The 12,701-nt window shown below is 71.0% G+C and carries 9 protein-coding genes; all 9 read right to left on the bottom strand.

Going from position 1 to position 12,701, the window contains the following annotated elements; translation table 11 throughout:
* Nucleotides 1–76: 76 nt before the first annotated feature.
* The 9 genes from DEJ12_RS13220 to DEJ12_RS13180 are packed head-to-tail and all read right to left on the bottom strand — an operon-like array spanning nucleotide 77 to nucleotide 12,675.
* Nucleotides 77–1,363, bottom strand: coding sequence for an FtsQ-type POTRA domain-containing protein (locus DEJ12_RS13220; RefSeq protein ID WP_111030331.1), 1,287 nt, complete (start codon nucleotides 1,361–1,363; stop codon nucleotides 77–79).
* On the bottom strand, nucleotides 1,360–2,781 hold the full coding sequence (murC, locus tag DEJ12_RS13215; protein ID WP_111030330.1) for a UDP-N-acetylmuramate--L-alanine ligase: 1,422 nt from the start codon (nucleotides 2,779–2,781) through the stop codon (nucleotides 1,360–1,362). Before murC ends, DEJ12_RS13220 begins: the two co-directional genes overlap by 4 nt.
* Nucleotides 2,778–3,875, bottom strand: coding sequence for an undecaprenyldiphospho-muramoylpentapeptide beta-N-acetylglucosaminyltransferase (gene murG, locus DEJ12_RS13210; RefSeq protein WP_111023106.1), 1,098 nt, complete (start codon nucleotides 3,873–3,875; stop codon nucleotides 2,778–2,780). The genes murC and murG overlap by 4 nt, the downstream gene beginning before the upstream one ends.
* Nucleotides 3,872–5,137, bottom strand: coding sequence for a putative lipid II flippase FtsW (ftsW, locus tag DEJ12_RS13205; RefSeq protein ID WP_110864618.1), 1,266 nt, complete (start codon nucleotides 5,135–5,137; stop codon nucleotides 3,872–3,874). Before ftsW ends, murG begins: the two co-directional genes overlap by 4 nt.
* Nucleotides 5,100–6,635 carry a UDP-N-acetylmuramoyl-L-alanine--D-glutamate ligase gene (gene murD / locus DEJ12_RS13200; RefSeq protein WP_111030329.1) on the bottom strand — a complete coding sequence of 512 codons (1,536 nt, stop codon included), beginning with the start codon at nucleotides 6,633–6,635 and terminating at the stop codon, nucleotides 5,100–5,102. The genes ftsW and murD overlap by 38 nt, the downstream gene beginning before the upstream one ends.
* A 4-nt stretch (nucleotides 6,636–6,639) precedes the next feature.
* Nucleotides 6,640–7,743 (bottom strand): phospho-N-acetylmuramoyl-pentapeptide-transferase, encoded by a 1,104-nt coding sequence (gene mraY, locus DEJ12_RS13195; protein WP_071405416.1) that lies wholly within the window; start codon nucleotides 7,741–7,743, stop codon nucleotides 6,640–6,642.
* Nucleotides 7,740–9,248 (bottom strand): UDP-N-acetylmuramoyl-tripeptide--D-alanyl-D-alanine ligase, encoded by a 1,509-nt coding sequence (gene murF, locus DEJ12_RS13190; protein ID WP_111030328.1) that lies wholly within the window; start codon nucleotides 9,246–9,248, stop codon nucleotides 7,740–7,742. The genes mraY and murF overlap by 4 nt, the downstream gene beginning before the upstream one ends.
* The gene (locus tag DEJ12_RS13185) at nucleotides 9,245–10,891 is read right to left on the bottom strand and encodes a Mur ligase family protein (protein ID WP_071405414.1); all 1,647 of its coding nucleotides are present in this window, start codon (nucleotides 10,889–10,891) and stop codon (nucleotides 9,245–9,247) included. Before DEJ12_RS13185 ends, murF begins: the two co-directional genes overlap by 4 nt.
* 14 nt (nucleotides 10,892–10,905) lie before the next feature.
* On the bottom strand, nucleotides 10,906–12,675 hold the full coding sequence (locus tag DEJ12_RS13180) for a penicillin-binding protein 2 (RefSeq protein ID WP_111023101.1): 1,770 nt from the start codon (nucleotides 12,673–12,675) through the stop codon (nucleotides 10,906–10,908).
* Nucleotides 12,676–12,701: the final 26 nt, after the last annotated feature.

Raw genomic sequence — 12,701 nt, 5'->3', positions numbered from 1 at the left:
CTGGCTCCGACGCTACGGGTGCGTTCGGCGCAGTGTCGCCCCGCCACGCCGCGTGTCGCCGATCAGGTCCGGCAATTCAGTCCTTGGCACGGATCACGCCGTTGTCCGGTGCCGAGACGTCGTACTCGACGACGACGCCGGGGTTCCGTGCCGCGTGGTCCTTGACCAGCGCGGCGAGCAGTTCGGCCTTCGCGACCGAGTCGTCCGGGCTCCCCCACACGACGGTCGAGCCGTCCTTGAGCGTCAGGGTGACGTCGTCGGCCGTCGACCCGGCGACGCGCGTCACCTGGGACCGGACCGTCGAGGGCAGCGCCAGCACGACCTCGGTCATGGTGCGGAAGCTCGAGGACCCCAGGCGCGCACGGGCGATGTCGGCGAGCGGCATGGTCGCCGGGCGCTTCGGCGACGACTGGACGACGATGCCCGCGGGGTCGACGAGGTCGAAGGTGCTGCCGGAGCGCACCGCGACCACCGGCGTGCGCTCGGTCACCGTGACGACGAGCGTGTGCGGCGGGGCCTCTTCGGTCACGTAGCTCTCGATGAGCGGGAACCCGGCGACGTCCCGCTTGATCGCGTCGAAGTCGAGCCGGGCCAGGGGCGTGCCGATCTGGTCGGACAGCGCCTGGCGCAGCGCGGACTCGTCGACGCGGTTGGTGCCCTTGACCTCGATGGTGCGGAGCGCCATCAGCGGGGAGAACACCGCGACGAGGATCGAGACCCCGAGCACCAGGACGACGCTCGCCGCCGTGATCCACGCGGCGCGGCGGTGCCGGCTGCGCCGGGTGAACCGGCGGACCTCGGCACGCTCGAGCAGCCGACGGCGCCGCTTCGCGATGCGCGCCTCGCGGGCGGTCTCGGCAGCGCGCACCCGCGCCCCGATGGGCGCCTCGGAGTGCTGGTCGGTCCGGGAGGCACTGCCCGCGTCGAGCACGTCGGTCACGGTCGCGTCGCGGTCGGCTCCACCGCTCGAGGCCGCTCGGCGTTCCGCGTCGCGGCGGTCGGCCTCCGGGTCCCGGTGGTCCTCGTTCGGCGTGTACTCGCGCAGGCGGTCGGCGACGGTGGAGAGCCCGGCGCCGAACCGGCGTCCGGCGGCACCGGCGAACGCACCGACGCGGTCCCGGTGCGGACCCGAAGTATCGGCGGCGGGCCGGTCCGCGGGGGTGGGCTCGGCGGTGTCGTCGACCGTCTCGTCGACCGGGGCGTCCGGGGCGGACGCGGGACGGGCCTCCCGGTCGTCGGCGACGCGTCCGCGGAACGGCAGCCGCGGCTTCGAGGGACCACGACGCTGCCGGGGCGCTTCCGCAGCCTCGGCCGGGGCGTCCCTGCGGGCGTCCCCCTCGTCGAACCCCTCGGGGCGCTTCACCGGGACGACGCTCCGTCGGTGCCCAGGGCGCCGAGCACCTGCGGGATGATCCGGTACACGTCGCCGCAGCTGAGCGTCATGATGATGTCGCCGTCACGGGCGACCGCGGCCGCGCGGGCCGCCGCTTCGTCCCAGTCGGGGAGGAACTCGACGCGCGACTGGTCGGCGAAGCGTTCCTGCACCAGGGCACCGGTCACGCCGGGCTCCGGGTCCTCGCGGGCGCCGTAGACGTCGAGCACGACCGTGTGGTCGGCGAGCTCCTCGTACACCTTGGCGAAGTCGCCGGCCATCAGGCGGGTGCGCGAGTACAGGTGCGGCTGGTGGATCGCGATGATGCGACCGTCGCCGACGACGTTGCGGGCGGCCTTGAGCGCCGCGGCGACCTCGGTCGGGTGGTGCGCGTAGTCGTCGTAGACCGAGACGCCGCGCTCGACACCGTGCAGCTCGAAGCGGCGCTGGGTGCCACCGAACGCCTCGAGCCCGCGGACCGCGTCGGCCGGGGCGACGCCGAGGCCGGTCAGGACCGCGAAGGCGCCGACGGCGTTGATCGCGTTGTGGCGGCCGGGCACGCGGAGGGTCAGGTGGTACGCCTCGCCACCGGCGCGGAAGTCGACCTCGACGCCAGCCGACTCGGTGATGCCCTCGATGCGGACGTCCGCGTCGACGGCCTCGCCGAACGTGACGATCTCGGGGGCGTCCTGGCGCTGGCGGATGCCGGCCGTGACCGTCTTCGCTCCGGCGTCGTCGCTCGAGATGACGACGCGCTCGCTCGCCTTCGCGGCGAACTCGACGAAGGCCTCGGTGAAGGCCTCCTCGCTGCCGTAGTGGTCCAGGTGGTCGGCGTCGACGTTGGTGATCAGCGCCACGGCGACGTCGTAGAGCAGGAACGAGCCGTCGGACTCGTCGGCCTCGACCACGAACAGGTCGCTGGACCCCGGGGCCGAGCTGGTGCCGAGGGACTGGATGACGCCGCCGTTGACGAAGCTCGGGTCGAGGCCGAGCTCGACCATCGCGGTGACGATCATGCCGGTCGAGGTGGTCTTGCCGTGCGCACCGGCGACCGCGACCAGGCGGTGCTCGGCGATCAGGGCGGCGAGGGCCTGCGAGCGGTGCAGCACGGGCAGACCGCGGCGCTGTGCCTCGAGGAGCTCGGGGTTGTCGGGCCAGAGGGCGCTCGTGACGACGATGGTGTCGGCCTCGCCGACGTTCGCGGCGTCGTGACCGATGTGCACGGTCGCGCCGAGGTCGCGCATCGTGCCGGTCGTCTCCGTCTCGCGGGAGTCGCTGCCCGTCACGCGGTGCCCGGCGGCGAGGAACATCCGGGCGATCCCGCTCATCCCCGCGCCGCCGATGCCGACGAAGTGCACCGTGCCCAGGTCGTCCGGGATCGGCTGGGTCAGGTCCGGCTTGATGGTCATCGTTCCTCCGTGGTGCTGGGGGCCTGCTTCGCGGCGTCGAGGACCAGGTCGGTCATCCGGTCGGCGCCGTCGCGGTGGCCGACACTGCCCGCCCGCACGGTCATGTCCGCGATGCGGGAGCGGTCCTGCAGGATGCTCAGCAGCTGGAACGTCACCCAGTCCTGGTCGAATTCCCCGTCGGCCACCAGGACGGCTCCCCCGGCGTCGACGACGTCCTTCGCGTTGTGGCGCTGCTCACCGTTGCCCACCGGGTACGGCACGAGCACGCTCGGCAGCCCGACGGCGGTCAGCTCGCACACCATGCCGGCGCCGGAGCGCGACACGACGAAGTCGCTCGCCGCGTACGCCAGGTCCATCCGGTCGCAGTAGGGCAGCACGTGGTAGCCGTCGAGGTCGCTCGGGCCGATGTCCGACGCGGCGCCCACGACGTGCAGGACCTGCCAGCCGGCTCCGACGATCGCGGCGGCGGACTTGTTGATCGTCCGGTTGATGCTCCGCGCACCCGAGGAGCCACCGGTCACGAGCAGCACCGGTCGGTCCGGGTCGAGCCCGAACTCGGTGAGCCCCTCGGCCCGGACGGCACGACGGTCGAGCGACTCGATCTCGCGACGGAGCGGCATGCCGACGACGCGGCCGTGACGCAGGCGGGTGTTCGAGAAGGTCAGGCCGACGTGCTCGGTGAGGAAGGCGGCGAGGCGGTTCGCCAGCCCGGGCTTGGCGTTCTGCTCGTGCACGACGATCGGGGTGCCGGTGCGGCGGGCGGCGATGTACGCCGGAGCGGCCGCGTAGCCACCGACACCGAGGACCACCTCGATCTCGTGGTCGCGGATGATCTGCTCGGTCCGCTTGACCGCCGCCGCGAACCGCTGCGGGAAGCGCAGGGCGGCTCCGTTCAGCTTCCGCGGGAACGGCAGGCGCGGGATCGTCAGCAGCTCGTAGCCGCGCATCGGGACGAGACGGGACTCCAGGCCCTCGGCGGTGCCCAGCACGAGCACCTCGGCGCCCGGCTCCCGCTCGGTCAGCCGGTCGGCGACCGCGAGCAGGGGGTTGACGTGGCCGGCGGTGCCGCCGCCGGCGAAGAGGTACTTGCTCACCGCAGTGATCCGTTCGTGGAGGTCCGGCCGAGTGGGGCGTTCGTCAGGCCGGGGTCGTTCTTGCCGGGCAGGTCACGGGCGAAGGAGAGCACGACGCCGATCGCCACCAGGGTCATGATGAGGGCCGAACCACCGGCCGAGATGAGTGGCAGCGGCACACCGAGCACGGGCAGCAGGCCGAGGACGACCGCGATGTTGATGAGCGCCTGGCCGATGATCCACGCGAGGATGCCACCGGTGACGGTCTTCACGAAGGGGTCGCGGGACTGCCGGATGATCTTGATCATGCCGACGGCGAGCACCACGAACAGGCTGAGCACCACGACGGCGCCGATCAGGCCGAGCTCCTCGCCGATGATCGCGAAGATGTAGTCGTTGTCCGCCTCGGGCAGCCACGACCACTTCGCCTTGGAGTTGCCGAGGCCGACGCCGAACACGCCGCCGGACGCGAGCGCCCACATGCCGTGCACGGGCTGCCAGCAGATGTCCTGGTACTGGCTGGTGTCGGTGCACCCGGACAGCCAGGCGCTGATGCGGGTCGAGCGCGAGGCCGAGGCCATCGTCACGAACGGCAGCATCACGGCGAACGCACCGAGGCCGACGAGCAGGTGCCGGGCGCGGACGCCGCCGATGTACAGCGCGCCGAACACCAGGATGAGCATGACCATCGCGGTGCCCTGGTCACCGCCGAGGACGACGAGCCCGAGCGAGAGCATCGAGGCGATCCCGATCGGGATGAACACCTCTTTCCAGTCGTCGAGCTTGTCCCGCTTGACGTAGATGATGGCGCCGATGCCGAGCACCAGGCCGAGCTTCACGACCTCGGACGGCTGCGCGGTGAACGACCCGAGTTCGATCCAGTTCCGGTTGCCCTGGATGTCGATGCCGAGCGGGGTGAACACGAGCAGCTGCAGGACGAGCGCCGCACCGAGCAGCCGCATCGCCCACTTCCGCCAGATCCGGGTCGGGACCCGGCTGGCGATGAGCATGAGCGGCACGCCGAGCACGGCGTACAGGCCCTGGCGGGACGCCGCCCCGAAGAAGTCGTGGGTCGCCGCGTACTCCTCGACGCTCGACGAGGACAGCACCATCACGACGCCGAAGACGACGAGGAACAGCGTGACGCCGAGGATCGTGTAGAAGGTGCTGGACTCCGCGACGAAGACGTTCTTGACGGCGACGATCGCGCCGTTCGTCCGTCGTGGGGTCGTCGCGGTCCGGCCGTTACGGCTGTTCGGAAGATCCGTCGGTGTCGTCGCCATCGACTTCTCCTCCCAGGTGCTCGTTGACCGCGGCTGCGAAACGCTGCCCCCGGTCGGCGTAGGAGCCGAACTGGTCGAACGACGCAGCCGCCGGGGCGAGGAGGACGGTGTCGCCCGGCCTCGCGACCGATGCGGCATGCCGGACCGCCTCGCGCATGACCTGATCAGTGTCCGTCGTCTCGACCTGGAGCACCGGGACCGTGGACGCGTGTCGCGCGAATGCCTCGAGGACCGGGGTCCGGTCGGTGCCGATGACCACGACGGCGCGGACGCCGGGGCCGAAGCGCTCGACCAGCCCGTCGACGTCGACGCCCTTGAACAGACCGCCGACGATCCACACCACGGTGTCGAACGACGCGAGCGACGCGGTGGCGGCGTGCGGGTTCGTGGCCTTGGAGTCGTCGACCCAGGTGATGCCGTCCGCCTGGGCGACGAGCTCGGTGCGGTGGTGGTCGGCGCGGAACGCCCGGACCGCCGACTGGATGGCGCTCGGCTGGACGGTGCCGGCACGGGCCAGGGCAGCGGCGGCCAGGACGTTCATGGTCATGTGCGGGCTGGCGAGCCCGGCGGCCTCGAGGTCGGCGATCGTCGACAGCTCGAGCGCGCTGTTGCGGCGGTCCTCGTTGAAGGCCCGGTCGCACAGGACGTCCTCGACGATGCCGACGTCACCGGGAGCGGGGACGCCGGGGGTGAAGCCGACCGCACGGCAGCCCTCCACCACGTCGGCCTCCTGCACCATCTGCCGGGTGGCCTCGTCCGAGGTGTTGTAGACGCACGCCATCACGGTGCGCTCGTAGACCTTGGCCTTCGCCGCGCGGTACGCCTCGGCGGAGCCGTGCCACTCCAGGTGGTCGTCGGCGATGTTCAGGCAGGCGCTCGCGAGCGGCACCACGGCGCCGTCACCGGAGGTCGCCGCGTAGTGCAGCTGGTGGCTCGAGAGCTCGACGACGAGCACGTCGTAGCCGACCGGGTCGCGGACGACGTCGAGCACCGGCACGCCGATGTTCCCGCACGCGACGGCACGCAGGCCGCCGGCCTCGTACATCGCGGTCGTGAGCTGTGTCGTCGTCGTCTTGCCGTTCGTGCCCGTGATCGTGATCCAGGGGGCCGCGACCGGGCCGCGGACGACCTTGTCGCGCACGCGCCAGGCGAGCTCGATGTCGCCCCAGACGGTGCTGTTCGTCACCGACCACTGCACGGTGGCGTTGTGCGGGGGCAGCCCCGGCGACACGATGACCACGTCGGGTGCCTGCTGCACGAGGGCGTCCGGCACGGTGTCGAGCGGCGTCTGCAGGAATCGCGCACCGATCACGTCGAGCAGCTCGACGCTGTCGGCGGGGGCGTCGGACGAGTAGACCGTCACCTCGCTGCCGAGCTCCACGAGTGTGTCGGCGACCGAGAACCCGGTGGCACCGAGGCCGAGGACGGCGACGTTGAGCCCCTTCCACCCCTCGGAGTACCAGCTGTCGAGGGGCTGGAGGCGGGACGGCGAGGACACCGGGTCAACCAACGCGTGCGATCCATTCGAGGTAGAAGAGTCCGACCCCCGCCGCGACGAAGAGCCCGGCGATGATCCAGAAGCGGACGACGACGGTCACCTCGGCCCACCCCTTCAGTTCGAAGTGGTGGTGCAGCGGACTCATCAGGAAGATGCGCTTGCCGTGGGTGATCTTGAAGTAGGCCCGCTGCAGGATGACGGAGCCGGTGACGATGAAGAACAGGCCACCGATGAGGATGAGCAGCAGCTCGGTACGGCTGAGGATCGCGAGGCCGGCCAGGGCACCGCCGAGGCCGAGCGACCCGGTGTCACCGAGGAAGATCTGCGCCGGCGAGGTGTTGTACCAGAGGAACCCGATGAGCCCACCGCAGACCGCGGCCGCGACCACGGCGAGGTCGAGCGGGTTCGAGACGGTGTAGCAGGCGTGGGCGGTGTTCGAGTCGAGCCGTGCCCCGCCGCAGATCTGGTTCGACTGCCAGAAGCCGATGATGACGTACGAGCCGATCGCCAGGATGCTCGACCCGGTGGCCAGGCCGTCGAGCCCGTCGGCCACGTTCACGCCGTTCGACGTGGACACCGTCAGCAGGACGATCCAGGCGAGGAACAGCACGGTGCCGATGACGGTGCCGAGCGCCATGAAGTCGAGCCACGGCACGTCGCGGATCGCCGAGATCATCGTGGACGCCGGCGGCTTGCCGTTCGACGTGGGCACGACCAGGGCGATCGTCGCGAAGATGACGCCGACGATGACCTGGCCGAGGATCTTGGCCCAGCCGCCGAGCCCGAGGCTCCGCTGACGGCGCACCTTGAGGAAGTCGTCGATGAAGCCGACGAACCCGAGCCCGACCATCAGGAACAGCACGAGCAGCCCGGACAGCGTGATCGAGTCGCCTCCGATCAGGTGGCCGACGAAGTACCCGATCACCGCACCGATGATCAGGACGATGCCGCCCATGGTGGCGGTCCCGCGCTTGGTGTGGTGGGACTGCGGACCGTCGTCACGGATGAACTGCCCCCACCCGAGACGGTGGAAGAGCTTGATGAAGGACGGGGTGAGCAGCAACGTGAACACCAGCGACGTGGCGCCGGCGATGAGGAGCGCGATCATTCGGTGACACCTCCGAGGCGGTCGCCGAGGAATCGCAGTTCGGCAGACTTCGAGGACTTGACGAGGACGACGTCGCCGGGGCGGAGCATCTCCTGCATGGCACGGACGGCGTCGTCGACGTCCTCGATGTACACGGACTCGCCGTCCCACGATCCCTCGAGGGTGGCGGCCTGGTGGATGGGCATCGCGCCGCGGCCGACGACCACGAGCTGTCCGATGCCGAGGCGGACGACGAGCCGACCGATGCGGTCGTGCTCCTCGACGGAGTACTCACCGAGCTCGGCCATCTCACCGAGCACGGCGACGGTCCGCTCCCCCGGGCGCACGATCTGCGCCAGGGTCCGCAGCGCCGCCGCGGTGGAGTCGGGCGACGCGTTGTACGCGTCGTTGATGACGGTGACGCCCTCGGGGCCGCCCTGGAGCAGCTCCATGCGCCAGCGCTCGGCGCGCGTCATCGACGCGAGCGCCGCGGCGCCGTCGGCGAGCGGGACGCCCCACAGGTGGGCCACGGTGAGCGCGGCGGACGCGTTCATGGCGTGGTGCTCACCCAGGATCGCGAGGCGCACGTCGACGTGATCCGGGCCTCCAGACAGGGTCGCGTCCGTCGGACGGTCGCCTTCGTGGCGGACGGGAGGCGCGGCGAGGGTGAAGCGGGTACCGCTGCGGTCCGTCTCGATGCCGGTGATGCGGTAGTCGGCGTCCGTCGACGTGCCGAAGCCGACCACGCGCGCGGCCGTCAGGTCGCGCATCGACGCGACGCGGTCGTCGTCGACGTTGAGCAGGGCCGTGGCGGTCTCGGGCAGGTCGGTGACCATCTCGGACTTCGCGCGCTGCGTCGCCTCGATGCCGCCGAACTCGCCGGCGTGCGCGAGGCCCACCTTGAGGACGACGCCGAGGTCGGGCTCGGCGATCGAGACGAGCTTGGCGATGTGGCCGACGCCGCTCGCGCCCATCTCGACCACGAGGTACCGGGTGTCGTACGTCACTCGGAGCATCGAGATCGGTGCGCCGACGTGGTTGTTGAACGAGCCCTCGGGCGCGACGGTCGCGCCGTGCTGCTCGAGGATCGTGCGGAGCATGTTCTTCGTGCTCGTCTTGCCGTTCGAGCCGGTGATGCCGACGACCCGCAGGGGTGCCGGGCGACCGTCGGCGTCGACGCGGTCCGCGGTGCTCATCCGGACGCGCGTGACGACCTCGTGCGCGAGCGCGGCGAGGGCCTCGTACCCGTCGGCGACGACGATCTGCGGCGCGGTCGTGTCCACGCGCTCGGGCGTGATCACCAGGGCGGCACCGGCGTCGACCGCTGCGGGCACGAAGCGTCGGCCGTCGGTGACCTCACCGGGGAGGGCGAAGAAGACGCTGCCGGGGCGGACCAGGCGGGAGTCGGTCTCGACCGAGCCCTCGACGACCAGGTCGCCGGGCTCGGCGACGTCGGTCGCCTGCGCGCCGCCGATCAGCTCGCCGCCGACCGCGGTGGCGATCTCGGCGAGGGTCATGGCGATCATCGGACGTCCTCCGCCGGACCGGAGTTCGGCTCCCAGCCGGCCTCGCGCAGGGCCACGCGGGCCTCGTCGCGGGCGGAGTACGGCGTGCGGACGCCCTGGATGTCGCGGTAGTCCTGGTGGCCCGGGCCGGCCCAGAGGATCGAGTCCCCCTCGCCGACGAGGCTCACGGCCGTGCGGATGGCGGCCTCGGGCGGGCTGACCTCGTGGATCTCGTGGTCGGGGTACGCCGCACGTGCGGCGTCGACCAGGGTCTTCCGGATCGACGCGGCGTCCTCGAAGCGGGGGTGGTGGTCGGTGACGACGAGGATGTCGCTGCCGGCCGCGGCCACGCGTGCCATGTCGCCGCGCTTCGTGGTGTCGCGGTCGCCGTCGGCGCCGAACAGCATGAGGACCTTGCCGGAGGTGAACTGCCGGACCGCGGCGAGGGTGTTCTCGAACGCGTCGGCGCTGTGGCCGAAGTCGACGTAGACGCTCGGGCCGTGCTCGCCGGAGACGCGCTCGGTGCGGCCGGGCAGGTAGCACTCGATGGCGGAGACGCGGTGGGTCTCGCCGTCACGCTCGCTCGCGTCGTCCTCGTCGGGGTAGCGGCGGTGGTTGCTCTCCAGCGCGTGCGCGATGGCACCCAGCTCGAACCCGCCCTCGACGAGCATGACGATCGCGAGTGCCGCGTTCGCCGCCATGTGCCAGCCGATCAGCGGCACACGGGTGGTCAGTTCGCGGCCCTCGGGGCCGGTCAGACGGAACTCGGTGTAGGCGGCGTGCGCCTCGACGATGTCGACGTGCCACTCGGCCTCGACGTCGGGGTGCACCGTGATCGTGGTGACCGGGATGCGGGAGTCCTGCACCACGCGGTGGCCCCAGTCGGTGTCCAGCGAGACGACGCCGCGACGGGCGTGCTCGGGCTGGAACAGCGGGAGCTTCGCCTGGTAGTACTCCTCCATGTCGGCGTAGTCGTCGAGGTGGTCGTGCGACAGGTTCGTGAAGGCCGCGACGTCGAAGACGATGCCGTCGACGCGGTGCCGGCTGAGGGCCTGGGCGCTGACCTCGACGGCGACCGCGCGGACCTCGCTCTCGCGCATGCGGGCGAGGAGCGCGTGCATCTCGCTGGCCTCGGGCGTGGTCAGGCGGCTCGTCACGCTGAGCGAACCGATGTGGCGCTCGGCGGTCGAGCTCAGGCCGGTGACCAGGCCGAGCTGCTTGAGGATGCCCTCGAGGATGTAGGACGTGCTCGTCTTGCCGTTCGTGCCGGTGACGGCGAACAGCTGCGGCAGGTCGGTGGCCTCGTCGGGGTGGGTTCGGTAGACCCACGCCGCGACGTCGCCGAGGGCGGCGCGGGGGTCGTCGACGACGAGCACCGGCAGGCCGGACGGCTCGACCAGTGCGACGCCGTCCTGGTCGGTCAGGACGGCGACGGCGCCGCGCTCGGCGGCCTCCGTCGCGAACTGTGCGCCGTGCCGGTTCGCACCGTGCACGCCGACGAACAGGTCACCCGGCTGCACCTCGGTGGCGCTCAGGGTGACACCGGTGGTCTCGATGCTGTCGACCGAGCCGACGACTCGCAGACCGAACGCGTTGGCGAGTTCGGAGACGGCCCTCGGGGTCGGGTGTTCGGGTCGGAGGACCGGGGGGATCCGTGCGGACAAGTGTTCCTTCTTCCTCACCACGTGGACGGGTAGAGCTTCGCCTCGGACGCGGAGGGGGCTACTCGGTACTTCTCGAGCACCTGGGACATGAGTGTGCGGAACGCCGGAGCCGCTCCGCTGGACCACTTGTTGGTCTGCGGCTTCGTGAACGTCACCGTGACAACATACTGGGGGTCTTCGGCGGGTGCCATTCCGGCCACCGACGTGATGCGCTGACCGCCGTAGCCCTGCGACCCCTCGGCCACCTCGGCGGTCCCCGTCTTCGCGGCGATGTTGTAGCCGGAGATCGGCTTCATGCCCACCAGCGTGCCACCCGTGACGACGCTCTGCAGCATGCCGGTGACCTGCGTGGCGGCGGCTGCGGAGACGACCCGCTGCTTCTGCACGTCGGGCGCGTCGATCGTCTTGCCGTCGGCCGTGGTGCAGCCCTTGACGAAGTGCAGCGGGATCCGGACACCGTCGTTCGCGATCGTCTGGAACACGCTCGCGACCTGCACGGCCGTCGTCGAGATGCCCTGACCGAACATCGAGTTGATGTTCGTCTGCTGGTCCCAGTTCGGGCTCGTGCCGTAGTCCATCGAGGGCTGGCCCGGGTAGTCGATGGCCGTCTCCGGCTCGAACAGCCCGAACTTCTTCATGTAGTCGAAGCGCTGCTGAGCGGTCAGCCGTGCACCGAGCTCGGTGATGCCGACGTTCGACGAGTTCTGCAGGATGCCGGTCAGCGTGAGGTTCTCGGTGGGGTGGAACTCCGAGTCGTGGATCGTGCCGCCCCAGGGGAACGTGCGCGAGTACGGCACGACCGCCTGGTCGGTGGGGTTCGACTTGCCCTGGTCGAGCAGCGCGGCGGCGATCGCGGCCTTGATCGTCGAGCCCGGCTCGTACGACGCCGTCAGGGCACGGGAACCGAAGGCGCCCTTGTCGGTCGTGGCGTCGACGTCGTTCGGGTCCACCGTCGGGTAGTCGGCGACCGCGAGCAGCTCACCCGTCTTGACGCTCGTGACCGTCGCCGTCGCGGACTCCGCCTGCAGGGTCTTGGCGGCGGACGCGATGGTCTGCTGCGCCATGTACTGCAGGTCGCTGTCGATCGTGGTCTCGAGCGTGCCGCCGTCCTTGGCCTTCTTCGTGGTGACGGTGCTGCCCGGGAGCTGCACGCCGTCCTCGCCGCGCTCGTAGGTCTCGGACCCATTGGTGCCCGCCAGGCACTGGTTGTAGGAGTACTCCAGGCCGGCCTGGGCGCCGTCGGTGCCCATGAAGCCGGTGAGGTTGCCCGTGGTCGCACCCGTCGGGTACACCCGCGCCGCCTGCGGCTCCGGGTACAGCCAGGGGATGCCGAGTGCCCGCACGGCCTCGTAGTGCTGCACGTCGAGGCCCTTGACCAGGTACGCGAAGTCGGACTTCGGGTTCGCGGCGATGTTCTTCCGCATGGTCGCGACGTCGCCGCCGGAGGCCTTCGCCAGCGCGCTGAGGGCGGTGCCGACGCTGACGTCCTTGATGCGGGTGCCACCGAGCTTGCCCTTGAACTGCTTGACCAGGCGCGGCGAGGTCGTGATGTTGTACCGGGTGACGCTGTCGGCGAGTTCGGTGCCGTTGCGGTCCACGATCGACCCCCGGGTGCCGTAGATCGTCACGGGGATGCTGCGCTTCTGGGCCGACGCCTTGTTCAGCTCGGACGCCTGGACGACCTGGATGTCGACGAGCCGCACCACGAACACCCCGACGAGGGCGATCACGGCGAGCATCACGATGCTGTAGCGCAGGCGTCGGTTGCGGATCGTCTTCGTCACGCGGTGCGGTCCTTCCCGGGCGGTGC

It is taken from the genome of Curtobacterium sp. MCLR17_059 (genome assembly GCF_003234665.1).
Classification (GTDB): Bacteria; Actinomycetota; Actinomycetes; order Actinomycetales; family Microbacteriaceae; genus Curtobacterium; species Curtobacterium flaccumfaciens.
The sequence above is the reverse complement of the archived record's forward strand: the minus strand, read 5'-3'. Positions and strand labels throughout refer to the sequence as shown.